The sequence below is a fragment of the Aeromonas molluscorum 848 genome, from assembly GCF_000388115.1.
Taxonomy (GTDB): Bacteria; Pseudomonadota; Gammaproteobacteria; order Enterobacterales; family Aeromonadaceae; genus Aeromonas; species Aeromonas molluscorum.
Window position 1 is genome coordinate 13,419 of sequence record NZ_AQGQ01000002.1, and the last position, 26,480, is coordinate 39,898.

Sequence of the window (26,480 nt, forward strand, 5' to 3'; positions counted from 1 at the left end):
ATCATGGCCGTGTTGAAAGCAGCAGGGCTGCAGAAGAGCTACAAAAAGCGCATGGTGGTCAGTGATGTCAGCCTGGAAGTTGGTACCGGTCAGATAGTGGGCCTGCTCGGTCCTAACGGTGCGGGCAAAACCACCTCTTTTTACATGATCGTCGGCCTGGTGCAGCGCGATGCGGGCCTCATCACCATAGATGAGCAGGATATCAGTCTGCAGCCCATGCATATCCGTGCCCGCAATGGCATCGGCTATTTGCCTCAGGAAGCGTCCATCTTTCGCCGTCTCTCCGTCTATGACAACCTCATGGGGGTCATGCAGACCCGCAAGGAGTTGAGTCGGGAGGAGCGCGAAGACAAGGTTGAGCAGCTGCTGGAAGAGTTCAGCATCACCCACATTCGCGACAACCTGGGCCAGAGCCTGTCCGGTGGCGAGCGCCGCCGGGTCGAGATTGCCCGTGCCCTGGCCGCCGAACCGCGCTTCATCCTGCTGGATGAACCCTTTGCCGGGGTGGATCCCATCTCAGTCATCGACATCAAGAAGATCATCCAGCACCTCAAGGAACGGGGCTTGGGTGTGCTTATCACGGACCACAACGTGCGAGAGACGCTGGACGTATGTGAGAAGGCCTATATCGTCAGCCATGGCCAGATGATAGCGGAAGGCACCCCTGCCGAGATCCTGGCCGATGAACAGGTCAAGCGTGTCTATTTGGGCGATCAATTCAGTCTATAGTAAGGGGAAATTGCCCTTTGCTTGCTGATGACCGCCTCGCTGAATATAAGGATATCCCGACGTAGATGAAGCCGACACTCCAGTTGCGCCTCGGTCAGCAATTGACCATGACGCCACAGTTACAACAAGCGATTCGTCTGCTCCAGCTCTCCACATTGGAACTTCAGCAGGAGATCCAGCAAGCCCTCGACAACAACCCCCTGCTCGAGCAAGAAGAGGCCGAGCTTCAGGAGACCCATGCAGAGGTCAAGCAAGACGAGAGTCAGCTCGACAGCAGCGATGCCATGGCCCAGGAACAGATGCCCGATGAGTTGCCGGTCGACAGCAGCTGGGATGACGTCTACTCCGCTGGTACCGGTCAGAGTGCGGGTCCTGTCTTTGAGGGAGAAGACAGCGTCTACCAAGGTGAAACCACCGAGAACCTGCAAGATTACCTGCTGTGGCAGATGCGACTCACCCCTTTTAGCGATGTTGATGCCGCCATCGCCCTGGCCATCATCGATGGCATTGACGAGTCCGGTTACCTGACCAGTACCCTGGAGGATATTCGGCAGGCGGTGACCAGCGAAGAGGTTGAGGTCGAGCTCGACGAGGTTGAAGCCGTGCTCAAGCGGGTGCAGCATTTCGATCCGGTTGGCATCGCCGCGCGCTCTGTGCAAGAGTGTCTGTTGATCCAGCTTGGCCAATTCAGCCCAGATCTGCCCTGGCTGGCCGAGGCGCAGGAGGTGATTGGCGAGCACATGGATTTGCTGGGCAATCGTGACTATCGCACCCTGGCGCGCAAGACCCGTCTCAAGGAGGGGGATCTCAAGGAGGTCATCGACCTTATCCAGCAGCTCGAGCCGAGGCCCGGCAACAGGGTAGTGCAGAGTGACTCTCAATATGTGATCCCGGATGTGTCTGTCATCAAGCGTCAGAATCGCTGGGTGGTGGAGCTCAATCCGGATTCGGCACCGCGCATTCGGGTCAACGAGACCTATGCGGCCATGGCCCGCCAGGCGCGTACCAGTCAGGATACCCAATTCATTCGCTCCCATCTGCAAGATGCAAAATGGTTCATCAAGAGTCTGGAGAGCCGCAATGAAACTCTGCTGAAAGTAGCCACTTGCATAGTGGAGCAGCAGCAGGGGTTCTTTGAATATGGCGAAGAGGCCATGAAACCCATGGTGCTCAACGACATCGCCGAGGCGGTCGAGATGCATGAATCGACTATTTCCCGGGTGACGACCCAGAAGTACATGCATACCCCGCGCGGCATCTTCGAACTGAAATATTTCTTCTCAAGTCACGTCAATACCGAAGGAGGAGGTGAATGCTCATCGACTGCAATTCGCGCCTTGATCAAGAAGCTGGTGACGGCGGAGAACCCGGCGAAACCGTTAAGTGATAGCAAGATCGCGGATTTGTTGGCCGAACAGGGTATTATGGTGGCACGACGCACGATCGCCAAATACCGTGAATCCTTGTTGATACCACCGTCCAATCAGCGCAAATGCCTGGTTTAGGCAAAACAAAAGGAAGACGTTATGCAAATTAACTTGACCGGACACCACGTAGAGATCACCGAAGCGCTACGTGATTATGTGAATACCAAGTTTGCCAAACTCGAGCGTCACTTTGACCAGATCAACAATGTTCACGTGGTATTGAGCGTAGAAAAACTGAACCAGATTGCCGAAGCCAAGCTACACGTCAACGGGGGCGAAGTGTTCGCCAACTCACAGCATGCAGACATGTATGCCGCGATAGATACCCTGATCGACAAACTTGATCGACAGATCATCAAGCACAAAGACAAGTTAAATCAAAAATAACTATGCAACTTGAACACATACTGAGTCGGGACTGCACCAAGAGTGCGGTCCCTTGTACCAGCAAGAAACGCGCCCTGGAAATCATCAGCGAACTGGCCGCCGAGCGGCTGGGGACCTCACGCCAGGCTCTGTTCGAATGCCTGCTTGCCCGCGAAAAGATGGGCAGTACCGGCATCGGTGCCGGGATCGCCATTCCCCACGGCCGTATCGGTGACGAGTTTCCGCCAACGGCTGTCCTGATGACCTTCGCAGACCCCATTCCCTTCGATTCCATCGACAATCAGCCCGTCGATCTGCTCTTTGCCTTGCTGGTGCCGGAGAGTGAGTGCAAGCAGCACCTCAAGACTCTCTCCCTGATGGCATCCAAACTTGGTGACAAGGCGGTATGCCGCCAGTTGCGCCAGGCCAGCAGCGATGATGATCTCTATCAGATCATGATCTCCGCCTGATGGGCATCACTCAGCTCTAATCATTCCTTGTTGTGGGAGGGCGCAAGATGCAGCTCATCGTAGTCAGTGGCCGATCCGGGTCGGGCAAGACAGTCGCCCTGCGGGTACTGGAAGATCTCGGGTATTACTGTGTCGACAACCTGCCGGTCAATTTGTTACCCCAGCTGATCGTCTCGGTACAGAGTCAGTACGACAGGCTGGCGGTCAGCATAGATGTGCGTAATTTGCCCAGCGATCCGGAGCGGCTCGATACGCTACTGGCGCAGGTGCGCAATGATGGTCGGGTGCAGTACAGCAGCTTCTTCTTCGATGCGGAGAACAGCACCCTGCTCAAGCGTTACGGCGAAAGCCGCCGGCTGCACCCGCTGTCACGCAAGAGTCTCTCGTTGGACGAGGCGATCCGTGAGGAGACCCACCTGCTGGCGCCGATCTCGGCCAGTGCCGATCTGCGCATCGACACCACAGGGCTCAGCATTCATGACCTGAGTGAACTCATCAAGACCCGGGTGCTTGGCAAGAAAGAGAACGAGCTGGTGCTGGTGTTCGAGTCGTTTGGCTTCAAATACGGGATACCCAAGGATGCCGACTTCGTGTTCGATGCCCGCTTCCTGCCCAACCCGCACTGGATCCCTGAGCTCAAGCCTTTTACCGGCAAGGATGAGCCGGTGGCTCGCTACCTGGCCAGCCAGCCGGATGTGATGCAGTTCACCCTGCAGATAGAGAATATGCTGGCGACCTGGCTGCCAGCCCTGGAGCGCAATAACCGCAGCTACCTCACGGTCGGCATTGGCTGTACCGGTGGTCAGCACCGATCGGTGTTTATCGCCGAGCAGCTGGCCCGCACCTTCGAGGGGCTCGGCAAGAACGTGCAGATCCGCCATCGCACTCTGGACAAGCGCGACCCGCAACATTGATGGCCCAACGGGAGGTCAGATGACAGTTTCCGCCTCGGTAGAAGTGAAGAACAAGCTGGGCATGCATGCGCGTCCGGCCATGATGCTGTTCGAGCTGGTACAGGGTTTCGATGCCCATGTGCTGCTGCGTAACGAAGAGGGGGTCGAGGCCGATGCCGACAGCGTCATCGGCATGCTGATGCTCGATTCTGCCCAGGGCAAACAGGTGGAAGTGCAAGCCGAAGGGCCCCAGGAAGAGGCGGCCTTGGCCGCAGTGGTGGCGCTGTTCACCTCGGGTTTCAACGAGGAGTAGGATTGCCCCCTTTAGCTAGTGGGGGCCTGTGCGTGCCAGCGCCTTGAAACTGGCGAAGTTTTCACAGGCCAGCAGACTCTTGCTGGCTTTCTCGTTCATCAGGCTGATGAAGAGATCATACAGGCCCATTGCCTCCTCATAGTCCCCCTTACTGATGGCCAGCACGAAGATGAGGCCGGCACTCTCGCCATTACCCCACTCTATGCCTTGTGGCGCCAGCACCGTATAGACGCAGGTTCGCTTGGCCAGCAGTCCGAGGGAGTGGGGCAGGGCTATGCCTTCCCCCAGCATGGTGGAGACGATGGCTTCACGCTCGAACAGGGAGGCGCGAAAGCCGGTCTCGACCATCTCTTCCGCTTCCAGCTGTTCACAGACTCGCGCCAGCAGCTGATGTTGGCTCATGGGCTCATCGAGGATGAGAAAGTGGCGCTCGCTGAAGTATTTGTCGAGCAGGTAGGGGCGGGTGCGGTCGATCAGCACCAGCTTGCCAAGCTGCTCCAGCTGATACTGGGTAGGGAAAGGATTGACCTGTACCACGGGGATGCCCTTCTCGCTCACCCGTACCGTGCTTATCACGAAATCCTGCTCCAGCTTGCCCAGCATCTCGTAGTCGCGCACCGAATCCAGAGTGGTAAACCTCAGTTGGGGGTATTCACGTCTGATGCTGGCTTCCAGTACCCGGAAGGTCGCGTTGCCTGCATCGCATAGCAGCAGGGCATGCGGGCGCCGCTCGTAGCCAATGTCGTAGTGACGTTCCAGTCCGACCCCTATGTGGATCACCAGGTAGCCTATCTCGTGGTCGGTGAGGCGATAGGGCGTTTGCCTGATCCACTCGGAGATGGCGGCAAGGGTGATGTCGTAGGCGAGGGGGTAGTGCTGCTTGATGTGCTCGGCCAGCGGATTATGGCTGCCTACCTGGTATTTGACCCGCAGCAACATAGTGCTGATGTGGGTGAGCAGATCCCCGCGTAATTGGGGATCGTGACGAAGGTCGTAGGGGAAATGCTGGTGGATATAGTCGAGCAGGTGGCTGACGAGCCGCTGACTCTCTGCGGTCATGGCTGGATTGAGCAGGGGGTTGTCGGCAATGACCCGCGCCTGGATCTGGATGGCCAGACAGGCCAGCTCGCTCGCACCTGGCGGCGTAAGGCTGGGCAGTTCCGCGAAGATGTCTCCGGCCGCCGCCAGCATGCTGTCGGTCAGGTCTTCGGTATCGAATTGAGCCAGTTCATGACCTGCGGCCAGCCGCAGCAAGGCGACGGCGCAATAGATGGTCAGCTGCTGCAGCCCCTCATCGGTCAGTCGTAACCGGTGGCGACCGAGCTGCTCGTGGATGCGATTGCCGAGCACCTCCAGGGTCTTGCTGGGACACAGGGTTGGCAGCAGACTCTGCAACTGGGTGTTATGAAGCAGCTCTTGAGAAAGCAGCTGGGTCAGGCAGGCGCGGATCGCCGTCTCCTCGCCCTGGATGCGCATGCCCAGACGGGCCTTGCTCTCTATGGTCAGTCCGAAATGAGCCAGTCGCTCGCGTACCTCCGCCATGTCCCCCTGCAATGCCGCCCGGCTCAGATACCAGGTATCGGCCAAGTCCTCCAGCCGGATCCCCTGTTCGGCACTGAGCAGCATGACCTGCAGGTGCAACACCCGCTCCCGGCTGGTCCGTGGCAGGCTCGCCTCTTGCTGGCGGCTGGCAAGCAACGCATCGAAGAGCGCCTGGTTGTAGATCTTGAGCTGATAACCGGCCCCACGTTGATGAATGAGGTGAGCGCCGTGGTTGGCGATCAGCTCATTGAGGGTCGAGACATCGGTGCGTACTGTGCGGGTCGAGACCTGCAGGCGGCGCGCTAGCTCCTCCTGGGGCAAGGCTTGATCGCGCAGGGCATCCAGCAACTGGTTCAGACGGGGAGTAGGAAACTTCATAAGGGGACTGGGTCGCTCCGATCTGGCCATGAGGGGATGAGGGATGGGATCATATCGACAAATCGTTCAATAGCCCAACCCGACCAGCTGAGTCGGGTTGGGTGCTCGCCAGCGTCTACCGCGATATCAAGCCAGCAAGCGCTTGACGGTGGCTAGCAGGGTGCGCACATCCTCTGGCCGGGTCTCACCACTGGCCTGGTCGATGATGGAGCTGTAGATGTGCGGTATCACCTTTGCCACCCCCGCCTCCAGGGCAATGCGCACTATCTCCTCGAAGTTGTCGAGATCGATGCCGCCGGTGGGCTCCAGCCAGAAGTCATGGCGGGCGCACGCCTCGGCCACAGCCACATACTCATCCCGGCAGGCGAGACCATTCATGGGGAAGAACTTGACCGAGCTGCCGCCCATGTCTTTCAGCAGGGCGATGGCGGTAGCGATGGGGACTATGCCATCGGCCTGCTGGGCACTGAGGGCGCCGGTGGAGATCTTCACCATGCCGGGGATGCCAGTCGGGGAAATGAGACCATTGACCAGGCTCTCGCTCTGACCAAGCAGCGCCCGGCTGGCGCCGACACCGGTAAACACCTGATTGACGTGTTGAGGCTGCAACTGGCCTGCCAGCTCGGCGACCATGGCCGACTGTTTGGGATCGCCCGCCCCCAGACCGATGGAGAGGGCATTGTTGATGCGGCCCGCATAGTCGCACATGTCTGCCACCGCACTTGGGACATCGGGGTAGCTCTTGGAGAGGACGCCGACCAGCACGTGGCCCTCGGCGGCTTCATAGACATCGACGGCATTCTGCTTGGAGCCCGCCAGCACATTGAGGCAGACGCGGTCACGGTAGTAGTTGGGGGTGAGGGACATTAACGGGTCTCCTGGACAAGGTGAGCGATGGCGGTATGGATCTGGTCGAGCTGGGCTGCGCTGACGCTGCGTACGTCTATCTCGATATGGCCTTCATTGGCTTTGTAGCCGCGACAGTAGATGGCCGGATTGCCCCCTTGCAGGCGCTGCACCAGCTGGGTCGTATTCATTGGGAGTCTGGCATGGTCGAAGGCAATGTCGGTGCGGGCTATGTCTCGTCCGGCACTGTCCCAGATCACGCTGGCGCTGACGCCCGGCAGTTGATTCAACTGCTCGATGAAAGGGGTCATCTTGGCGACCATGGCGGCGCCGCTCTCCTTCTCGCGGGCTAGGTAGCGCTCTATGGCATGGGTCAGGCCGAGGATCCCCTCCTTGCCGACCTTCATGGCACGGCCGATGCCGTTGCTTTGCTGCTTGACCCACTCCACATACTGATGCTTGCCGAGTACCAGGCCACTGGTTGGGCCCTCGATGGCCTTGGCGCCACTGTAGATGACCAGGTCGGCCCCGAGTCGATAGTAGAGCTGCAGATCCTCCTCGGCCGCCGCATCGACGATGAGCGGCAGCTGGTGGGCCTGGGCCACGTCGACCGCCTCTGCGACCGACAGCATGCTCTTCTGCACGCAGTGGTGGGATTTGATATAGAGGATGGCGGCGGTATTGGGCGTAATGGCCGCCGTCAGCTGGGCCGGACTGCATTCGTTGGCATAACCCGCCTCGACCAGCTTGCCGCCGCCGAGGTTGATCATGGTGCCAACCGGGGCGCCGAAGTTCACGTTATGGCCCTTGGCCAACACGATTTCGCTTGGCACCTGATGCGGGTGGGCATGCAGCTGTTCCAGACGGTAGGGATCGCCGCGCACTATCATGGCGGCCACCGATTGGGCGATGCCAGCGGAGGCGCAGGAGACCACTACGGCATCCTCTACGTCCAGCAGGCGGGCGATATAGGCGCCGGTCTTGTTGACCAGATCCTTCACCTCGAAGTAGTGATCCAGGCCGAAGTTGACCGCCTCGACCACCTCATGTTCCGGGGTGGATACCCCGAGGATGGTCATGCGGCCGGAGGCGTTGATCACCGGCTTGAGGTCATATTTTTCATAGACGGAAGACATGATGAGATTCCCCATATTGAGTCAGAGTCAGTTTGCCGGCCACCAGAGCGGCGACAGGCATCAGCTGGTGGTCGCCGCTGCGGTGCTGCGCCTCGGTATCGGCGAACAGGTGCGGCTGGTGGGCCAGCTCGAACAGGGTCAGGTCGGCATCGGCCCCCACCGTCAGCCGCCCCTTGTCATGGAGGCGCAGGGCATCGGCGGCTCGGTCGGTGACGCAAGCGATGACCCGATCCAGAGGCAGGCCGATGGCCAAAAATTTGGACATGACGTGGGCCAGGCTGTAGACGGGGCCCTTGATGCGGTTTTTGCAGTAGATATCCGAGCTGATGGTGTCCGGCAGCACGCCTGCCTTGATGGCCTGCTCTGCCACCTCGAAGCTGAAGCTGGCGCCGCCGTGGCCTACGTCCATCAGCAAGCCGCGAGTCATGGCACTGCGCACTGAATGCCTGAGCTCTCCGGCAGGAGTCAGAATGCGATTGGGCTTGCCGTTATAGCAATGGGTCAGCAGATCGCCCTGGCCGAGCAGGGCGACCAGCTCATCCAGATCCGGCGGGGTGTTGCCCACATGCACCATGAGCGGCAGATTGCCGTTGTCGCGCTGGATCTGCTTGGCGATGCGCAGCGGCGCCAGGCCGTTCTCGCCCACCACGCTGCCACTCATCCGAGCCTTGATGCCGACGATGAAGCCGGGGTGACGGCGGATGGCCGCCTGGGCCAGGTCCGGATCGATGTCGGTGCGGTTAGCCAGCTCATTTTGACGCAGCAGACCGATGCGGGAGATGTTGAGCAGGGCATGGACCCGGGTCTGGCATTGCTCCGTCAGTTCCTTGAACTCGTCCACATCGTCGGCGCCGGTGCTGCCGGCGTCGATGACGGTGGTGACGCCGGCTTCGACTCCTATCTTGTCCGGCTCATCCTGATAGATGGGGGACTTGGAGTAGCAGTGGGTGTGGGAGTCTATCCAGCCGGCGCTGAGATAGAGGTTGCCAGCGAGATCCAGTTCGCGGCTGGCCTGGGCCGTGCCGAGTTGGCCGAGGGCGGCAATCTTGCCCGCTGCAATGGCCACATCGGTCAGCTCGCCGCAGGCCAGGCGTGCTCGCCTGAAGATGATGTCGTACATAGGATGCCTCGCAGGTTCTGTTCGCCACCTTGGGGTGGCGAACAGAAGGGTCAGGAGATGGCGATCGGGAAGAAGGCTCCCAGCAGCATGGCGCCGAGTATGGCTCCGCCGGTGATGGGTTTGCCCCAGAGGTAGAACAGCAGGGCACCAAACAGGGATCCGAGTCCAATGGGGATGGAGGCCCCGATGGCGGAGAGGATGATCAAGGGGCCCAGGAAGCGGCCTGAGCTGTTGCCTGCCCCCATCATCACATCTGCCCCGTAGGTCGAGTCACTCTGGTTCACGGTAAATTTGCGCGCCAGTATGATGAGGCCGCCGATGGCGAGACCAATGACCATGCCGGTTGCAAGCGCGGCGCCAAAGTTCTCCACCGGGTACATGATGCCTGCGCCCATCAGCAGGGCAGGGATCCCCAAACCAACCCCGGTCTGGATGGCCCCGCCTATGTCGAGTATCCCCACCAGGGAGCCCTCGATGATGCGGGCAAACAGGAAGCTGGCCCCGAAGGCGGCGACGGCACCATAGACGCCGGTATCCATGCCAGCGCGCAGCATGGAGACGAAGGCCACTTCGTTGAAGGCACCCACGCCATAGAGGTAGTACATGTGGGTACCGGCAAAGACACCGGCCGAGAGCAGCCCGATGAAGATGGGGAAGGACCAGTCGGCATACCAGAAGTTGTTTCTCAGTTTCTCATCCATGGGATAGCCCTTATTTGCTGCTAAGCAGGTTATGGACGTTATCCAGCCACAGGGGGATGCCCAGGTGGAAAGACTCAATCAGTTTCATGTCGAAGCCGCGGAAGAATCCGCTCAGCACGAACAGCAGCACGATGGCGGTCATCATTACCTTGGTGACATGGTTCCAGCCGCTCTCTTCCACGCCTTTACCGATCAGGATGCCAAGCACCAGGCCCGGTACTGCGTTACCCATGATGAGCTGGGCCAGCCCTCCGAAGATGGTGGCCCAGAAGCCGGACTTCTTGCCCGCTTCTATGGCCGCCAGCCAGAAGATCACCGGCATGATGGTGTTGACCAGCAGGTTTGCGGCGGGGACCAGCACCTTGACCGCGGTCACCTGCAGCGCCTCTGGTACGGCGGCTGCCGTACTGTTGAGGAAGGCAACCACGATGGCACCAATGATGCCGCCAGCGATCGCCATCTTCTTGGGATCGTGCAAGGTCGTGGCCAGATCCCGGTTCTTGATCATCAACACGGCCGTGGCCCAGTGGGGGATGATGCGGTGATCCACGTCCTGGGTGAAGGCACCGGCCGCCACGGTTGAAGCCCAAGCGTTGAAGAAGAAGCCCAGACCGAAGGAGAAGTGGGAGGCAGGATCCCCTTCACAGGAGTTGAGCTCCCCCAGGGTACGAAATGCCCCCATGCCCTGTACTGTCGGTGCATGGAACATGCGGGCCGCTCCGGCCCCAACCCCGACCCCCACCAGGCCGCCGATGATCAGCGACTTGATAAAAATGATTAGAAACATGCAACCTATCCTTTTTGAATCGCGTTACACCCGGGTGAAGTCCACCTGTCGGGTATCGATCGCGTTGATGCTGACCTGGATCTCGAGTTCGACCCGAAATTCGTGGCGTGTCCGTGGCAGGAAGAAGAACAGGAACTTCTCGACCCGGGTCGACTCCTCTGCCTTGAGCACCTTGACCGCGAGCGGTTCGACCCGCAGCAGCACCTGCTCTGTCTCCTTGAGCAGGTTTTGCTGCACCTTGCTGAGCGCGGCGGCAAAGGCTTGTTGCCGAGTGGAACCCTTTCCGCTCACGACCACCTGGCTGGTGAACTGGTGCTGCATCAGGCGCGCCCGTGCTTCTTGGCGAAGGCTTCGATCAGCTTCTGACCCAGCTCTTCCTTGTCCATGAAACCGAAGCCGAGCACCACACAGCCATCATTGATGGCGGTGACGCCCTCTTCGACGGAGCGCATGCCATAGCGGCACTTATAGCCGTATTTGGTCTGGGCCGTGATGGCGCCAGCGCCGCCGCTGCCACAGAAGGAGATGCCAAGATCCGCCTGCTCCTTGTTCATCACATCGCCAAGTTTCATGTCCGCGGCCATGCCGGGGATCACGGTGACCTCGGCCCCGGCCGCACTGGCACCGGCTCCTACTTTCTGACCTTTACCGAGACGATCGCCGATCACGAGTTTGATAGCTGACATTTAGTGGTCTCCTTTGACTGAGCTGAGTTCATTTTCTTTGGCCACTTCGAAGTGGACAGATAACAGATGGGCTTCTTCATAGGCCAGGTTGTCTAGCCAGGCGACGACCTGTTCGGCCAGCCGCAGTGACAGGGGGGAGATCTCGTCAAACAGAGAGAGATCCACTTCCGGCAGGGCTTCGCCACTGTAAGAGCGCCACACCATGGCCTTGACGTGGGAGGCGAGCATCTGCTGCTGCACGTCATTGGGTACTATTCCGCGCTCGGCGAGCAGGGGATAGATGCGGGCCAGGGTATCGGTACTCTTGCGCGCTATCTGCGGGCTGCTGGGGGTGAGGCCGTGATTACTTGCTTGCAAAGTCTTCTCTCCTGATGACGACGAGATGGTGACGACGAGATATGGGATTACCCTATTCCTCCCCGGGAGGGACAGGGAGGCAGGCTTTTTCCACAAGCAAATGGAAATTCGGCGTCAGCGGTGCTGAGGGAGGGATTTTCTTGACCTGGATCCGGTGATTGGGTGTCAAGGGGGCTGAGGATGTGAGCAACCTCACAGCTCGGTGGCGCAAGCGCTTGCGAAGCCAGGTGCAGGAAGTGTGACCTTGTTCACATCAGGGAAGGAGGGCAGTGGGGGCGTGGGAGTCAGATGGCGGACGGAATGAGTCCCGTCCGCCTCAGGGTCAGGGTCAGCTGGCGCTGGCCGCACTGGTGGCGTCTTGCTGGTTCTGGTAGCGCAGGTCTTCTTCTATGGTCACCGTCAGTTCGAGAGGCTTGCCGTCGCGGATCACCGAAATCTTCATCTGGGCGCCGGGTCGGCTCTCGACAATCCTATCCATGGCGGCCCGGACGCCGCTGATGGCCTCGCCATTGATCTTGAGCAGCACATCCCCTCGTTGCATACCGCCCTTGGCGGCAGGGCCGGCAGGATCCAGGCTTTCGACCACCAGGCCACGCAGATCACCCAGGTTCATCATGCGCGCCACTATGGGATTGATCTCGACGCTGGAGATGCCGAGATAGCCACGGATGACCCGGCCATTGGCGATCAACTCGTCCATGATGCGTTTGGCCAGGCGATAGGGGATGGCGAAGCTGATACCGTAGCTCTCCTGGTTGCCGTTCAGGTGATAGGCGGCGGTGTTGATACCGACCAGGTTGCCATTGGTATTGACCAGGGCCCCCCCTGAATTGCCCTCGTTGATGGCGGCATCGGTCTGCAGCAGATCCTGACGGCCATTGCTGTCAGGCCCCATGCTGGAGAGACCGAGGCGACCCGTGGCGCTGATGATGCCCTGAGTGATGGTCTGACCGACGTTATAGGGGTTGCCGATGGCGAGCACCACATCCCCGACGTCTGGGCGAAGATCGGGATCCTGGGGGATCACCGGCAGGTTGTCTGACTCGATATAGAGTACGGCCAAGTCGGTGAGCTTGTCGGTACCGACCAGCTCCGCGCTGTACACTCGGCCATCTTGCAGTGCGACTATGATCTGGTCCGCATCGGCGATGACATGGTAGTTGGTCAGCACATGGCCACGCTGGTTCATGATGACCCCGGAGCCCAGCCCCTGGGGCCTGAGTTCGGCTTTCTCGCCACGATTTCCGGCGAAACTGCGGGTGTAGATATTGACCACGGCAGGACCTGCGCGGTGGGCGGCATAGGAGAAGCTCATCTCCCGGCTGTTACTGATGAGGTCGGGCAGCAGGGCGCCGCCTTTGAGGCTGGGGAAGAACAGCAGTAATAGGGCCGCGACCATGAGGCCAAAGGCGATTGACTTACCCAAGTAGCTGATCAGAGGTGGGATTTTCATTTCATTCTCATTGCGGCTCGCTGCCAGCAGAGAATAACACTAACGGTGAATAAAAATCACCCGCGACCTGAGTCGCGGGTGATTGGGGTGACGGCTCGGCTCGATCAGGACGGGATCAACGGATCACCAGGTAGAGAGAGGAATCGCCGCGCTGGATGTTGAGGGCCAGTACATCCGGCTTGTTCTTCAACGCCTTGGTCAGGTCGGCGAGGGCATTCACCCGCAGCCGGTTGACCCCGATGATCACATCCCCCTTCTGCAAGCCGGTAGCGGCTGCCGGGGAGCGCGGATCTATCTCGGAGACGGCCACGCCAGCCACGGGATCCGTGGTGGTGCTCAGCTTGGCGCCTTCCAGTGCCGGATGCAGGGCGCTGGCACGCACCTCGCTGTCATCGGCCTGTTTCAGGGTAACCTTGACGCTCTCCTCTTTGCCGTCGCGCACTATGCCGAGGGTGACTTGCTTGCCGGCGCCCATGGTCGCGATTTTGGCACGCAGTTCCCCAAACGAACGTATGGCCTTGCCATCAATGCTGGAGATGATATCACCGGCCTTGATGCCAGCCTTGTCGGCTGAGGAGCCCGGCATGACCTGGTTGACGAAGGCGCCATTTTGCTTGGTGGAGCCGAAGGTCTTGGCGAGATCGGAGGTCAGTTCGGCGCCTGTGATACCCAGTTGGCCACGGCGTACCTCGCCGAACTTGATGATCTGCTCGGACAGGTCGCGCACCATGTTGGATGGAATGGCAAAGCCAATGCCAATGTTACCGCCGTTCGGACCCAAGATGGCGGTATTGATACCGATCAGCTCGCCACGCAGGTTGAGCAAGGCCCCACCTGAGTTACCCGAGTTGATGGCTGCGTCAGTCTGAATAAAGTTTTCGAAGTTCTCTATGTTCAGACCGCTCCGTCCCAGGGCGGAGACGATGCCAGAGGTGACCGTCTGACCCAGGCCGAAGGGGTTGCCGATGGCCAGGGCATAATCCCCGACTCTCAGCTCGTCGGAGTCAGCCATCTTGATGGCAGTCAGGTCATCAGCCTTGATCTGCAGCAGAGCGATATCGGACTGCTTGTCCTCGCCAATCTTCTTGGCCGTAAACTCGCGGCCATCCTTGAGGCTGACCTTGATCTCGTCCGCCTCGTGGATGACGTGAGCATTGGTGATCACATAGCCTTTCTTGGCATCAATGATGACCCCGGAACCGAGTGCCTGGAAGGGTTGCTCGCTGACCTGTTCGTCAGGCATGTTGGGGCCGAAGAAGAAGCGGAATTGCTCGGGTAGACGCTGTCTGGTGACTTTCTTGCCAGAGACAGAGATGTTGACCACCGCAGGGGTCACCTGTTCCAGCACGGGGGCCAGACTCGGGATATCCTGGTTTCCCATCAGGGAAGGCAGTGCCGCCTGGGCAGGGGCCGCAGACATGGCGATACCGACGCTGAGGGCTAGTACGCTGAGCAGAGAAAGAGGTTTACGCATATGAATAACAGCTCCCAGTTGATTGACAGTGCTTTCGCCAAGAATCTGACTACGGATCAAGGCATTAGTTCAAAGAAAGTGTCAGCTGGATTGCTTCAACAGGCCTGAGGCACTGCCGGCATAGTCCCGTGGAGGCAGACCTTGGCTCTCTTCATCAGGGGCAGGCGTTTCTTCGACCTCAGATTCACGGAACAGTGGCTCCTCGGCCTTGGCCAGGAACTTGCTCTGCTCGGCCATGTGGCGGTAGAGAGTCTGGTACTGCTCGGCCAACTGCTCCATCAGGGCGGCGCTGTCGGCAAAGTGGTTGTTGATCTGGCCTTGGTAACTTTCCATGTCCTTGCGGGCAGTGTTGAGTTCGCGCTCGAGGCGACCGGCATCACGGCTACGCACCGAGAAACGACCAATCAGGACTCCGATAATCAGGGCGGCAACGGCCAGCAGGATCCCATTTAACAGACTCATAGATGCTCCTTGTTACAGCTAATTCAACATGTGGATGAAGGCCCGGAATGGCCGTCAACCCTGGAGGCACTATACCGTGCGCCCCGGGGCCGTGATACTCTTTTGTCCTCTATTCAGGGACTTGGAGACGTTTGACAGGATGACCCCGCAGCAAAAATATCAGCAAGATCTGCAACGTTCTGATTTTCAGGCCGATCCGGCCCAGGCGATGGCAGTGGCACATCTGGAGCGACTCTATCAGGATTTGTGCGCTCCCCCGACTCCGACCAGATCCCGTGGTTGGTTGGGCTGGTTGCAAAAACCGCCAGCCGTCATACCTGTTCGGGGATTATATATGTGGGGTGGTGTTGGTCGGGGCAAGACCTGGCTGATGGATATTTTTTTGATGCCTTGCCTGGTCATCGCAAGTTGCGGGTGCATTTCCACCGCTTCATGCACAGGGTACATGATGAACTCAAAGGCTTGACCGGTCAGGCCGACCCCCTCAATCTCATTGCCAGCAAGCTGGCCAGTGAGACAGACATCATCTGTTTTGATGAGTTTTTCGTCTCCGACATCACGGATGCCATGTTGCTTGGCACCCTGTTCCAGGCTCTGTTTGGCCACGGCGTCGTGTTGGTGGCGACCTCCAATATCCCCCCGAAGGATCTCTATCGCAATGGTCTGCAACGGGCACGTTTTTTGCCGGCGATAGCGCTTATCGAGCAGCACTGCGAGATCCTCAATGTCGATGGGGGAGTCGATTACCGGTTGCGGACCCTGGAGCAGGCCGAGATCTATCACCACCCCCTCGACGGGGAAGCAAGATCCAATCTGGAGCGTTACTTCCAGCAATTGACCGGCCAGAAACAGGCATTGCCATCGGCCATAGAGGTGAATCATCGTCAGTTGCAGACATTGGGGGCCGAGGAGGGGCTGCTCTACATTAGCTTCGAGCAACTCTGCCGCAGCGCCCGCTCCCAGGGGGATTACATCGAACTGTCACGACTATTCCATACCGTGCTGCTGGCCGAGGTGCAGCCGATGGGGTCTTCATCCGAGGATGCGGCGCGGCGCTTCATTGCCATGGTCGACGAGTTCTATGAGCGTCACGTCAAGCTCATCATTTCGGCAGCTGTCCCCATGACGGAGCTCTATAGCGGAGGTCTGCTCAGCTTCGAGTTCAAACGTTGTCTTTCACGCCTGCAGGAGATGCAATCGCACGAATACCTTGCCAGAGTGCACCTTCCTTAGTCACAATACCCGCGCCTGCCAGTCGATGGGCATCTGCGGCAGGTAGGGTCGGGCGACATTTGCAAACTTCATGGCAGTGAAATTAGCAGGTGATATTTAAGGCAACTTCACTTATAATCGCCCGGCCCACGTTACAGCTGTCGATAAGACAGCAATACTTTAAAGCTTTACTTGTATTCGAAGGGGTACAGGTAGGCCATCGTTTGTTGTTTGTGGGAGAGCCCCCATAAGCAATTGGGTCTGTAACAGGTAATTGGGTTTAACTTAATGAAAACTTTCGTTGCCAAGCCAGAAACCGTAAAACGTGACTGGTACATTGTGGACGCAGAAGGTAAAACTCTGGGTCGTATCGCAACTGAGATTGCTGCTCGCCTGCGTGGCAAGCACAAAGCTGAGTATACTCCGCACGTTGACACCGGTGATTACATCATCGTTGTAAACGCTGAGAAGGTGCATGTTACCGGTAAGAAATTTACCGATAAAATCTACCATTCTCACTCCGGTTTCCCGGGTGGTATCAAGTCAATCAGCTTCGACAAGCTGATCAAGCGTAAACCGGAAATGGTAATCGAAGCTGCTATCAAAGGCATGCTGCCGAAGGGTCCTCTGGGCCGTGCCATGTTCCGTAAACTGAAAGTTTACGCAGGCGCCGAGCATGCTCATGCTGCTCAGCAACCTCAAGTACTGGATATCTAATCGGGAACTGGCAACATGGCAGAAAATCAATACTACGGTACCGGCCGTCGCAAAAGCTCCACTGCTCGCGTCTTTATCAAAGCGGGTAGCGGTAAAATCGTAATCAACCAGCGCTCCTTGGAGCAGTACTTCGGTCGTCCGACTGCCCGTATGGTAGTTCGTCAGCCGCTGGAACTGGTTGAAATGACCGAGAAACTGGATCTGTACATCACCGTTAACGGTGGTGGCATCTCCGGTCAAGCTGGTGCGATCCGTCACGGTATCACTCGTGCTCTGATGCAGTACGATGAAACCTTGCGCGGTGAACTGCGTAAAGCAGGCTTTGTTACTCGCGATGCCCGTAAGGTTGAGCGTAAGAAAGTCGGTCTGCACAAAGCTCGTAAGCGTCCGCAGTACTCCAAGCGTTAATTCGCTTTTGGTACTCACTCTTTCGAGTGTTAAAAAAGCCTGGCAGCCGCCAGGCTTTTTTTATTGGTAACATTTTAATGGCCATTGCTAACCTCACGTCACAAAAGACAAAAAATTGTGTCTTTATTGTTTTTGCCCTTCGCTTCTCTTTCTTGTCAATTTGTTATCTTTTCTTTAAAATTTCCTCGATTTTTCTGTGACAATTGTAACTCCTGCTTCCGCCACTGTTGTCACAGGGGAACAGGGACATTATAAGAATGCGCCGAGTCCACATGGGAGAGTTTTTGGATGAGCAATGCGCCAGTTGATACCGGCCGCCGCAGATTTCTTACCTGGTCAACGATAGCCGTTGGTGGGGTAGGGGCTGCTTTTACCGCAGTGCCGTTTATAAAATCATGGAACCCGAGTGCCAAGGCCAAGGCTGCTGGCGCTCCGGTTGAAGTCGACATTAGCAAGTTGGAGCCGGGTCAACTCATTCGTGTTGAATGGCGCGGCAAACCGGTCTGGGTGGTCAATCGTTCCAAGCAGATTCTGGATGGCCTGCCGACGCACGACAACCTGTTGCGCGATCCAAAATCCGATGAGCCCCAACAGCCTGACTATGCCCACAACGGATACAGGTCCATCAAGCCGGAAATCTTTGTGGCTGTTGGTATCTGTACCCATTTGGGCTGCTCCCCAACCTATCTGCCAGACAGTTTCGGTGAGCAGGTTGAAGGGGTCAGCTCTGGCTTTTTCTGCCCCTGTCATGGTTCCAAATTCGACATGGCCGGTCGCGTGTTTCAGGGGGTACCTGCCCCACTGAATCTGGTGATCCCGCCGTACCAGTATCTCAGCGACACCACCATCCTGGTCGGTGTCGATGGCAAGGAGGCCTGACCATGTTTGCCAAATTGATGGGCTGGATCGATTATCGTTTTCCGCTCACGGCCATGTACAACGACCATATGGCCAAGTACCCGGCCCCGAAAAACCTGAATTTTTGGTACTTCTTCGGATCCCTTGCCATGTTGGTGCTGGTCAACCAGATCATCACAGGCATCTGGCTGACCATGAACTACAACCCGTCGGCTGAGGGTGCCTTTGCCTCCGTCGAGTACATCATGCGGGACGTGGATTACGGCTGGCTGTTGCGCTACATGCACAGTACCGGTGCCTCCGCCTTCTTCGTGGTGGTCTATCTGCACATGTTCCGTGGTCTCATTTACGGTTCTTATCAGAAACCCCGTGAGCTGCTGTGGATCTTCGGCATGCTGATCTTCCTGGTGTTGATGGCTGAAGCCTTCATGGGATATTTGCTGCCCTGGGGACAGATGTCCTTCTGGGGGGCTCAGGTCATCATCTCCCTGTTTGGCGCCATCCCGGTGATTGGTGACGATCTGACCCTGTGGATCCGGGGTGACTATGTTATCTCGGGGGCAACCCTCACCCGCTTCTTTGCGCTCCATGTCATCGCACTGCCGTTGGTACTGGTGCTACTGGTCGCCATGCATATCCTGGCGTTGCATGAGGTGGGATCCAACAACCCGGACGGGATCGAGATCAAGACGCACAAGGACGAGAATGGCTGGCCACTGGATGCCGTTGCCTTCCATCCCTATTTCACCGTCAAAGACATGATTGGTGTGGCCGGTTTCCTGTTCTTCTTCTGCGCCATCATCTTCTTCAAGCCGGACATGTGGGGTTACTTCCTCGAGAAGCCGAACTTTGAAGTGGCGAATGGCCTGAAGACGCCAGCGCACATTGCTCCGGTTTGGTACTTCACGCCCTTCTACGCCATCTTGCGTGCGGTACCGGACAAGTTGCTCGGCGTCATCATGATGGGGCTCTCCATCGTCGTGCTGTTCTTGCTGCCCTGGCTGGATCGTTGCAAGGTGCGTTCGGTACGCTATCGCAGCATGCTGCACAAGCTGAACATTGCTCAGTTTGTGGTCTGCTTCGTCATCCTCGGAGTATTGGGGGTCTTGCCTTCCACGCCGACCTTGACGTTGGTTGCGCAGATCTGTTCACTCGGCTACTTCGGATTCTTTGTCCTGCTCTATTTCTATAGCAAGAACGAAAATACCAAGCCGCTGCCGGAGAGGATCACATTCAAATGAAAAGGATAATCTTTGCTGTGCTCGCTCTGCTGCCAGGGTTGGCCATGGCAGCGGGTGCCAGTGTACAACTGGACAAGGCTGACTATGACCTGAGCGACAAGGCGTCTTTGCAGCGTGGCGCGACCACCTTCATGAACTACTGTGCGGGTTGCCACTCGACTCAATATCAGCGTTACAACAGGGTGGCTGAGGATCTGGGGATCCCCGAAGATCTGATGCGGGATAACCTTATCTTCAACGGTGCCAAGGTGGGGGATCTGATGAAGAGCTCCATCTCCGAGAAGGATGCTGCCCGCTGGTTCGGCGCATCACCACCGGACTTGACGCTGGTCGCCAGGGTGCGTGGTGCAGACTGGGTCTACACCTACCTGCGTTCTTTTTACGTGGATCCGACTCGCCCGTTTGGAGTGAATAACCTGGTGTTCCCCTCTGTGGGCATGCCCCATGTATTGGAGCCGCTGCAGGGTACTCCGCGCCTGGAGCAGGAGACTCGTCTGGTCGATGGGCAAGAGGTGCACGAGACCATCGGCATCAAATCCGATGGCAATGGCGAAATGACGAACGAAGAATATGATCAGACGGTGCTGGATCTGGTAAACTTCCTGGTCTACTCGGCTGAGCCGGTCAAACTGGAGCGCGAACGCATGGGCTTCTGGGTGCTGGGCTTTATCGCTATCTTCTTCATCTTCACTGTGCTGTTGAAGAAGGAATTCTGGCGCGACGTTCACTAAGCGACCAGATCCGAGTAATATAATGCACGGCAATGAGGTCCAAGTTACTTCATTGCCGTTTCTGCTTTTTAATGACGGGAGGGTTCAATGGCTGTAGCTGCCAATAAGCGTTCGGTAATGACGCTGTTTTCCGGTGCCAACGATATGTTCAGCCATCAGGTGCGCATTGTCCTGGCGGAGAAGGGTGTTAGCGTAGATATCTGCCAGGTTGACCCGAGCAACTTGCCGGATGAACTGGCTGAGCTGAACCCGTACAACTCAGTGCCGACTCTGGTTGATCGTGAGCTTGCACTCTATACCTCACGCATCATCATGGAGTATCTGGACGAGCGCTTCCCTCATCCGCCACTGATGCCTGTTTACCCGGTTGCCCGTGGTAACAGCCGTCTGATGATGCATCGCATCGAGCTGGACTGGTACAGTCTGGCCGACAAGATCATGGCAGGCACCGATGTCGAGGCGGCACGCAACGAGTTGCGTGACAATCTGCTGGCCATCGCCCCTATCTTTGGTGAAATGCCTTATTTCATGAGCGAAGAGTTCGGTCTGGTCGACTGCTACATGGCCCCGTTGCTGTGGCGTCTGCCAAGTCTGGGCATCGATCTGGGTGGTCGCGGCGCTAAAGAGCTGAAGGCCTACATGGTTCGTCTGTTCGAGCGCGAGTCCTTCCAGGCATCCCTGACCGAAGCTGAGCGCGAGATCCGCTCCGGTATATGAGTATGGAACCGACAATGACCCCGAGTCGCCCGTATCTGTTGCGGGCGTTCTTTGACTGGCTGCTGGACAATGACCTGACGCCTCACCTGGTGGTGAACGTCAACATTCCCCATGTGCAGGTGCCACTGCAATTTGCCCAAGATGGGCAGATCGTGCTGAACATCGCGCCGCGAGCGGTAATGCAGTTCCACATGGATAATGATGCCATCAGCTTCAGCGCCCGCTTTGGTGGCGTGTCCCAGCAGGTTTATATTCCCATGGCGGCCATCATGGCCATCCATGCCAGAGAGAACGGTGTTGGTACCTTGTTCCCGCCGGAGCCAGCGTATGACCTCTGGCTGGAGCAGGCTGATGAGGAGCAGGTACAGCCTGATCCTGAACCGCCGCGCCCCACTGGCAGGCCGAGTCTTACTGTCATCAAGTAATCTCATGGACCAATAAAAAACGCAGCCAATCGGCTGCGTTTTTCTATTTAGGAGTTGAGAGTGGCGTCACTCCTGAGCGTACTCGAACGCCTTGATGACCCGGGTCACGCCGCTGACGTGGCGGGCAATCTCGACAGACTGTTCTGCTTCCTTGCGGGTCACCAGACCGATCAGAAAGACCTCGCCGTTCTCTGTCACTACTTTGACCTTGGTGCTGTCAAAGCCCTTGGCGGCCAACATGTCGGCACGCACCTTGGAGGTGATCCAGGAATCATTGCTGCGAGTACCTATGCTGACGGGTTTGCCGAGGCGCAACTCGTTGTAGACGTGGCGTACCCCTTCAATGCGGCCAACCGTCTGCCCCGCACTCTGCTTGTAAGCATCGGTCGGTGTCTGGCCGACTAGCAGCACGCGGCCATTGTTGCTATAGACGCTGATCTTGCTGGCGGCAGAGAGTGCCTTGTTGTCTGCCAGTAGATTGGCTGCTTTCAGCTCTATGGCCTGATCGTCCCACTGGGTACTCAGGGTGCGGCGGTCACCAGCACTGTTGGCCGTACCGGCAGCTCCACCAACGACCACGGCAGCGCAGCCTTGCAGCAGCAGGGAACCGGTCACCAGGACCATGATTAGGGGCGTCTTGTTCAAGATGTTAATCCTCTTGTTGCGGGAAGAGCGTCTGATCGATGAGATCACACAGACAATGAAGGGTCAACAGGTTGACTTCCAAAATACGCGGTCGACGGGCAGATGGTACCCGGATCTCGACATCGTTAGGGCCGAGCAGGCCTGCCATCTCGCCGCCGTCACCACCGCTCAGCACCACTATGGTCATGTCACGGGAGAGGGCAGCTTCGGCCGCCTTGATCAGACTGCGGCTGTGGCCAGAGGTGGTAATGACGACCAGGATGTCGCCGGGTTGACCCAAGGCACGGATCTGTTTGGCATACACCTCTTCGAAGCCGTGGTCGGTGGCAATGGCACTGATGGTTGCCATGTCGGCGGTCAGGGCCATGCCGGGCAGGGAGGGACGCTGGGTTTCGTAACAGTTGACCAACTCACTGATGAACAGCTGGGCCAGGGCTGCGGAGGGACCGTTGCCACAGGCGAGTACCTTGTGGCCATTGAGCAGGCAGATGGTGATCATCTGCGCCGCAGTATGGATAGCATCCGGCAGCGCCTCCGAAGCGGCGATCTTGGTTTGAATGCTTTCTGTGTAGTTCTCTTTGATGCGATCTGTCATGGGACCCTCTTAAAAGGCGTTCTGGATCCAGTCTGGCTGGTTGCCCTCGAACGCCAGCACATCGAATCGACAGGCCTGGCTGGCCTCGTTGATGCCATGGTGCGTCAAATAGTGGCGGGCGGCTAGCATGAGCTTGCGTTGTTTGGCCGGAGTGACCGAGGCGGCGGCGCCGCCATGGTCGTTATCGGCCCGATATCTGACCTCGACAAACACCAGGGTATCACCCTGGCGCATGATGAGATCCAGTTCGCCGCCACGGCAGTGATAGTTGCGTTCAATCAGTTGCAGACCCCGGGCCTGCAACCAGTTGGCGGCGACTAACTCAAAGTGCTGTCCCGGACGCGGTGGTGTCGCTGCTGTCTGAAACAGGTTCAGGCAATGCTGTATCAGGGGCTTGAGTCTGCTCTTCATCACTGGGCTCCGAGGGCGCAGGAACGGCCTCCTGTTCCATGCCGATGGGGTTGCCTGTGGCGTCGAGTAGCTTGCCATTCTGGTAGGTGGCCCAGCTCTGCTCCCGTTGCACTACGCCATCCTGGCTGATGCTGAGCTGACCGCTCAGACCCGGCTGTTTCATGGCGCCGACGGCGCGCATCTGTATCAGATTGGGGCTCAGGCTAACCGCATCATAACCCAGGGCAAACAGGCGCAGCAGGTCACCTTGGGTCTGTGGCCAGAGCAGTTGGGCCTTGCCACGCAGCTCGTTGAACTCGCCCAGCATCAACGGCATATCGCCGATGCGCAGACCATTGAGCTCCGAGGCTACCTCGGTAGCGCCACTGTCATAACCGCGGGGCCCAGTGAAGATAGGGAGACTGCCCATGGGATTGACCGAGATATCCACATAGGGTTTGACCATCCGGGTCTCCAGGTTATTGGCGATCAGATAGACGACATCGATGCTGCGCGGCGTCTCATCGGCGAGCTGCATGATCTCGCCCGCCCGGGCAGTGGAGCGACCGCTCAGGGCATTTTTCACCATGCCCGGTACCTCTTTGCGGGAGGTAAAGGTCGCGACCACGGGTTTATCCTGACTCAGACCGCTCCAGGTCTGCTCGAACGCCTTGATGCTGCCATAGCCAATGCGGCCCTGGGTGGCTATCAACAGCGGCTTGCGATAACCCTGGCCGAACAGGTAGTTGGCGGCCTGGCTCGCATCAGCGGCGGCGGAGAGGGAGAAGTAGAAGGTGCTGTCATTGACTACTGGCTTGTCCAGCTCGTTCAAGGCGAGCACGGGCACGGTCGGATTGAGCTTGAGCAGCTCTTCGACCCTGTCCTTGAGCAAGGGACCGATGATCATGTCGGCACCATCCTTGATGGCCTGCTGGTAGAGCTCGCTGACCGATTTGGTCTGGGTGTCGTAGAAGTTCAGGCTGTACTGGCCGTGATGCTCCTTGTAGGACATCAGCATGCCGTTGCGGATTGCCGAGCCCTGCGACTCCAGATTGCCGGACAGGGGCAGGAACACGGCTATCTGCTGCGGGGCCAAGCCAGTGGTACTGGCCAGATCGCCAAGACCGGCCGGCATGTCCTGCTGGGCCGGATGATTCGGGAAGTCACGCTTCCAGCCATCCAGCTGGCGAGCAAGCTGGCTCGGTTGGGCCCCAAACTCGTTGACCAGGGCCGCCAGGCGCAGCCAGCCGGTGGTCACATCGGGTGCCGGAGCTTCTTCCAGTGCTTGCAGGGTCGTGGGGGTCATGCTCTTGAGCAGGGACCAGATCTGCTGATGATTGGTGGCGATCTCCTCTTTGACCAGATAGGGCTCCAGCAAGATGAGAGACTTGGCGGCACCAAACTTGTTGTTGATGTCGAGCTGCAACACTGTGCGTTGGCGATACCAGTCACGCTGGGTATCGGCGTCGAGTTCCACGGCGGGCTTGCCTTCGAGCAAGATCAGCGCCTGATTGGCATTGCCCTGGGCGAGGAGCACATGAGCCTCAAGCAACTGTGCCTGTGCCTGCTGCTGTGGTGTCTTGGCCTGCTTTTGCAACTGTTGCAGCAAGGCCTGAGCCGGATTGAGCTGGCCTTGAGCCAGATAGCTGCGCGCAGCCAGGGTTTGCCAGACGAAGGCTTCATCCGGCTTGGCCGGATCCACCTTGGCCAGATAGGCCTCCGGATTCTGGGTCAGTTTGGCAAAGCCAGAAAGGCCCCCTTCCTGTCCAGAGGGTTGATTGGATTCCGACGCGCAACCCGCCAGCAGGATAGCTGCGAGTAGGATGCCGAAGAGTCGTGATACACTTAGCTGCTTTGTAACCCGGTTCAAGTTCATTCCCCGACCAGTGTTGAAGTTACCCATAGTGTAAACGGGCCAATATGGCGACACAATTGTCGGGATGCTCGGAGATCCCATGAGTGACATCCCAACCCTCTATATAGTCCCCACTCCCATCGGTAATTTGGCAGATATCACCCAGCGTGCCCTCGATACGCTGCGCCGGGTCGATCTGGTGGCGGCCGAGGATACTCGCCACACCGGCATACTGCTCAAACACTACCAGATATCGGTGAGCAGCTTCCCTTTGCATGATCATAACGAGCAGCAGAAGGCCGAGGTGTTGATAGCGAAAATCAAGGAAGGCAAGAGTGTAGCCCTGGTATCGGATGCGGGCACACCGCTGATCAGCGATCCCGGTTATCACCTGGTCACCCGCTGTCGCGAAGCCGGGGTCAAGGTAGTGCCACTGCCGGGTCCCTGTGCCGCCATCACGGCGCTCAGTGCCGCAGGTCTGCCGACCGATCGGTTTGCCTTTGAAGGTTTCCTGCCAGCCAAGAGCAAGGGCCGCGATGACAGGTTGCAGGCCGTGATTGAGGATACCCGCACCCTGGTGTTCTACGAATCACCCCGCCGGGTTCAGGACACAGTGGAAGCGATTGCTCGCATCCTCGGGGAACGCCAGGTTGTGGTGTGCCGCGAGTTGACCAAGACCTTTGAGTCCATTCACGGTCTGCCTGCCTCCGAAATGCTGGTCTGGCTGGGCGAGGATGAAAACCGTTGCCGCGGTGAAATCGTGCTGGTGGTGGCCGGGGCGAGCAAGACGGAAGAGGATTTGCCCGCCGAGGCGATCCGTACCCTGGGTCTGTTGGTGGCCGAGTTGCCGCTCAAGAAGGCGGCCGCGCTGACAGCCGAGATCCATGGGGTGAAGAAGAACGCACTTTACAAGTACGGACTGGATCACCACCAGAAAGAATAAATAGCATCGTCGGTTCGGGTCACAGGGTCATCCTCACCATGAGGGGCTATGACGAAGGTCGCATCTACCAACCTGACCTGGCAGCCCATCGATGGGGGCGGCTTGATGGCAGTATTACTCTAGAATGGGTCACCATATCGTGAATAAATGCCACAATCGGCAATTGCCGGTTTACCCCGGGCTGCGGACAGGGCTATAATCCGCGCCCGGAGTCGGCTGGACAATCGCTGCTTCGTCGTTGTGCCTTTCGGGGCAGACGGGCGGAGGGGAGGAAAGTCCGGGCTTCATAGGGCAGGGTGCCAGGTAACGCCTGGGAGGCGTGAGCCTACGACCAGTGCAACAGAGAGCAAACCGCCGATGGCCCGCAAGGGATCAGGTAAGGGTGAAAGGGTGCGGTAAGAGCGCACCGCGCGTCTGGTAACAGTTCGTGGCACGGTAAACTCCACCCGAAGCAAGACCAAATAGGCCCCTATTGGCGCGGCCCGCGTTGGGGGCGGGTAGGTTGCTTGAGCCAGTGAGCGATTGCTGGCCTAGAGGAATGATTGTCACCGGGGCAACCCGGAACAGAACCCGGCTTACAGGCCGACTCCGACCTAATTTCAG

General features: G+C 58.2%; 30 protein-coding genes, 1 other RNA gene and 1 pseudogene. 16 read left to right on the plus strand and 16 right to left on the minus strand.

The genetic code is table 11. From position 1 onward, the window contains the following. Positions 1–3: 3 nt before the first annotated feature. From lptB to npr, 6 genes are all read left to right on the plus strand, one after another. Complete coding sequence (gene lptB, locus G113_RS00765; protein ID WP_005891032.1) at positions 4–729, plus strand: LPS export ABC transporter ATP-binding protein; 726 nt, start codon at positions 4–6, stop codon at positions 727–729. Between the two features lie 65 nt (positions 730–794). Beyond that, on the plus strand, positions 795–2,234 hold the full coding sequence (locus G113_RS00770) for an RNA polymerase factor sigma-54 (RefSeq protein ID WP_005891034.1): 1,440 nt from the start codon (positions 795–797) through the stop codon (positions 2,232–2,234). Positions 2,235–2,255: 21 nt separating this feature from the next. Beyond that, positions 2,256–2,543: a ribosome hibernation promoting factor gene (gene hpf, locus G113_RS00775; protein WP_005891038.1), complete on the plus strand. Its 288-nt coding sequence runs from the start codon at positions 2,256–2,258 to the stop codon at positions 2,541–2,543. A 2-nt stretch (positions 2,544–2,545) separates the two neighbouring features. Beyond that, positions 2,546–2,992, plus strand: a complete 447-nt coding sequence (gene ptsN / locus G113_RS00780; protein WP_005891040.1) for a PTS IIA-like nitrogen regulatory protein PtsN — start codon at positions 2,546–2,548, stop codon at positions 2,990–2,992. 47 nt (positions 2,993–3,039) lie between these two features. Continuing rightward, positions 3,040–3,906 (plus strand): RNase adapter RapZ, encoded by an 867-nt coding sequence (gene rapZ, locus G113_RS00785; protein WP_005891043.1) that lies wholly within the window; start codon positions 3,040–3,042, stop codon positions 3,904–3,906. Between the two features lie 19 nt (positions 3,907–3,925). Next, entirely contained in the window at positions 3,926–4,198 is a 273-nt protein-coding gene (gene npr, locus G113_RS00790; protein ID WP_005891045.1) for a PTS phosphocarrier protein NPr, read from the plus strand. Between the two features lie 15 nt (positions 4,199–4,213). On the opposite strand, the gene G113_RS00795 is transcribed toward npr, so the two are convergent. The 12 genes from G113_RS00795 to G113_RS00850 form a co-directional block, all read right to left on the minus strand. Beyond that, a complete protein-coding gene (locus G113_RS00795) occupies positions 4,214–6,118 on the minus strand; it encodes a BglG family transcription antiterminator (RefSeq protein ID WP_005891047.1) in 1,905 nt (634 codons plus the stop codon). A 126-nt stretch (positions 6,119–6,244) separates the two neighbouring features. Continuing rightward, complete coding sequence (gene dagF, locus G113_RS00800; RefSeq protein ID WP_005891049.1) at positions 6,245–6,985, minus strand: 2-dehydro-3-deoxy-phosphogluconate aldolase; 741 nt, start codon at positions 6,983–6,985, stop codon at positions 6,245–6,247. Further along, entirely contained in the window at positions 6,985–8,100 is a 1,116-nt protein-coding gene (locus G113_RS00805; RefSeq protein WP_005891051.1) for a DgaE family pyridoxal phosphate-dependent ammonia lyase, read from the minus strand. The genes dagF and G113_RS00805 overlap by 1 nt, the downstream gene beginning before the upstream one ends. Then, positions 8,084–9,220 (minus strand): amidohydrolase/deacetylase family metallohydrolase, encoded by a 1,137-nt coding sequence (locus G113_RS00810; RefSeq protein ID WP_005891053.1) that lies wholly within the window; start codon positions 9,218–9,220, stop codon positions 8,084–8,086. The genes G113_RS00805 and G113_RS00810 overlap by 17 nt, the downstream gene beginning before the upstream one ends. A gap of 50 nt (positions 9,221–9,270) precedes the next feature. Continuing rightward, a complete protein-coding gene (locus G113_RS00815) occupies positions 9,271–9,921 on the minus strand; it encodes a DUF4310 family protein (protein WP_005891055.1) in 651 nt (216 codons plus the stop codon). A gap of 10 nt (positions 9,922–9,931) precedes the next feature. Further along, positions 9,932–10,708, minus strand: coding sequence for a DUF4311 domain-containing protein (locus tag G113_RS00820; protein WP_005891057.1), 777 nt, complete (start codon positions 10,706–10,708; stop codon positions 9,932–9,934). 24 nt (positions 10,709–10,732) lie between these two features. Continuing rightward, positions 10,733–11,029, minus strand: coding sequence for a DUF4312 family protein (locus tag G113_RS00825; protein ID WP_005891059.1), 297 nt, complete (start codon positions 11,027–11,029; stop codon positions 10,733–10,735). Further along, positions 11,029–11,394 (minus strand): SFCGS family glycine-rich protein, encoded by a 366-nt coding sequence (locus tag G113_RS00830; protein WP_005891061.1) that lies wholly within the window; start codon positions 11,392–11,394, stop codon positions 11,029–11,031. Before G113_RS00830 ends, G113_RS00825 begins: the two co-directional genes overlap by 1 nt. Further along, positions 11,395–11,751 carry a transcriptional regulator gene (locus G113_RS00835; RefSeq protein WP_005891063.1) on the minus strand — a complete coding sequence of 119 codons (357 nt, stop codon included), beginning with the start codon at positions 11,749–11,751 and terminating at the stop codon, positions 11,395–11,397. It lies immediately after the preceding gene. A 328-nt stretch (positions 11,752–12,079) separates the two neighbouring features. Beyond that, the gene (gene degS, locus G113_RS00840; protein WP_005891066.1) at positions 12,080–13,204 is read right to left on the minus strand and encodes an outer membrane-stress sensor serine endopeptidase DegS; all 1,125 of its coding nucleotides are present in this window, start codon (positions 13,202–13,204) and stop codon (positions 12,080–12,082) included. A 115-nt stretch (positions 13,205–13,319) separates the two neighbouring features. Continuing rightward, positions 13,320–14,678 carry a Do family serine endopeptidase gene (locus G113_RS00845; RefSeq protein ID WP_005891069.1) on the minus strand — a complete coding sequence of 453 codons (1,359 nt, stop codon included), beginning with the start codon at positions 14,676–14,678 and terminating at the stop codon, positions 13,320–13,322. An 81-nt stretch (positions 14,679–14,759) separates the two neighbouring features. Continuing rightward, positions 14,760–15,140 carry a YhcB family protein gene (locus G113_RS00850; protein ID WP_005891072.1) on the minus strand — a complete coding sequence of 127 codons (381 nt, stop codon included), beginning with the start codon at positions 15,138–15,140 and terminating at the stop codon, positions 14,760–14,762. A gap of 139 nt (positions 15,141–15,279) precedes the next feature. On the opposite strand from G113_RS00850, the pseudogene zapE reads away from it, so the two are divergent. From zapE to G113_RS00890, 8 genes and pseudogenes are all read left to right on the plus strand, one after another. After that, positions 15,280–16,373 (plus strand): annotated as a pseudogene (gene zapE / locus G113_RS00855) (cell division protein ZapE). Positions 16,374–16,640: 267 nt separating this feature from the next. Further along, positions 16,641–17,069, plus strand: coding sequence for a 50S ribosomal protein L13 (gene rplM, locus G113_RS00860; RefSeq protein ID WP_005891081.1), 429 nt, complete (start codon positions 16,641–16,643; stop codon positions 17,067–17,069). A gap of 15 nt (positions 17,070–17,084) precedes the next feature. Further along, complete coding sequence (gene rpsI, locus G113_RS00865; protein WP_005891084.1) at positions 17,085–17,477, plus strand: 30S ribosomal protein S9; 393 nt, start codon at positions 17,085–17,087, stop codon at positions 17,475–17,477. A gap of 288 nt (positions 17,478–17,765) precedes the next feature. Further along, positions 17,766–18,356 (plus strand): ubiquinol-cytochrome c reductase iron-sulfur subunit, encoded by a 591-nt coding sequence (gene petA, locus G113_RS00870; protein WP_005891087.1) that lies wholly within the window; start codon positions 17,766–17,768, stop codon positions 18,354–18,356. A gap of 2 nt (positions 18,357–18,358) precedes the next feature. Beyond that, positions 18,359–19,576 carry a cytochrome b gene (locus G113_RS00875; protein ID WP_005891090.1) on the plus strand — a complete coding sequence of 406 codons (1,218 nt, stop codon included), beginning with the start codon at positions 18,359–18,361 and terminating at the stop codon, positions 19,574–19,576. Next, complete coding sequence (locus G113_RS00880; protein WP_005891093.1) at positions 19,573–20,307, plus strand: cytochrome c1; 735 nt, start codon at positions 19,573–19,575, stop codon at positions 20,305–20,307. The genes G113_RS00875 and G113_RS00880 overlap by 4 nt, the downstream gene beginning before the upstream one ends. 87 nt (positions 20,308–20,394) lie before the next feature. Then, positions 20,395–21,024, plus strand: a complete 630-nt coding sequence (gene sspA / locus G113_RS00885) for a stringent starvation protein SspA (RefSeq protein ID WP_005891096.1) — start codon at positions 20,395–20,397, stop codon at positions 21,022–21,024. Continuing rightward, complete coding sequence (locus tag G113_RS00890) at positions 21,021–21,449, plus strand: ClpXP protease specificity-enhancing factor (protein ID WP_040318791.1); 429 nt, start codon at positions 21,021–21,023, stop codon at positions 21,447–21,449. The genes sspA and G113_RS00890 overlap by 4 nt, the downstream gene beginning before the upstream one ends. 66 nt (positions 21,450–21,515) lie before the next feature. Here the strand turns inward: G113_RS00890 and dolP are convergent, their stop codons facing one another. The 4 genes from dolP to G113_RS00910 are packed head-to-tail and all read right to left on the minus strand — an operon-like array spanning position 21,516 to position 24,955. Next, positions 21,516–22,073: a division/outer membrane stress-associated lipid-binding lipoprotein gene (gene dolP, locus G113_RS00895; RefSeq protein ID WP_407919092.1), complete on the minus strand. Its 558-nt coding sequence runs from the start codon at positions 22,071–22,073 to the stop codon at positions 21,516–21,518. Positions 22,074–22,098: 25 nt separating this feature from the next. Continuing rightward, positions 22,099–22,689 (minus strand): D-sedoheptulose-7-phosphate isomerase, encoded by a 591-nt coding sequence (locus G113_RS00900; RefSeq protein ID WP_005891102.1) that lies wholly within the window; start codon positions 22,687–22,689, stop codon positions 22,099–22,101. 9 nt (positions 22,690–22,698) lie between these two features. Then, complete coding sequence (locus G113_RS00905; RefSeq protein WP_083940338.1) at positions 22,699–23,100, minus strand: YraN family protein; 402 nt, start codon at positions 23,098–23,100, stop codon at positions 22,699–22,701. Further along, the gene (locus tag G113_RS00910) at positions 23,012–24,955 is read right to left on the minus strand and encodes a penicillin-binding protein activator (protein ID WP_005891106.1); all 1,944 of its coding nucleotides are present in this window, start codon (positions 24,953–24,955) and stop codon (positions 23,012–23,014) included. Before G113_RS00910 ends, G113_RS00905 begins: the two co-directional genes overlap by 89 nt. Positions 24,956–25,034: 79 nt before the next feature. On the opposite strand from G113_RS00910, the gene rsmI reads away from it, so the two are divergent. Both rsmI and rnpB read left to right on the plus strand, forming a co-directional pair. Beyond that, complete coding sequence (gene rsmI, locus G113_RS00915; RefSeq protein WP_005891108.1) at positions 25,035–25,877, plus strand: 16S rRNA (cytidine(1402)-2'-O)-methyltransferase; 843 nt, start codon at positions 25,035–25,037, stop codon at positions 25,875–25,877. A gap of 208 nt (positions 25,878–26,085) precedes the next feature. Then, positions 26,086–26,471: RNase P RNA component class A (rnpB, locus tag G113_RS20200), an RNA gene on the plus strand. The last annotated feature ends 9 nt before the right edge of the window (positions 26,472–26,480 follow it).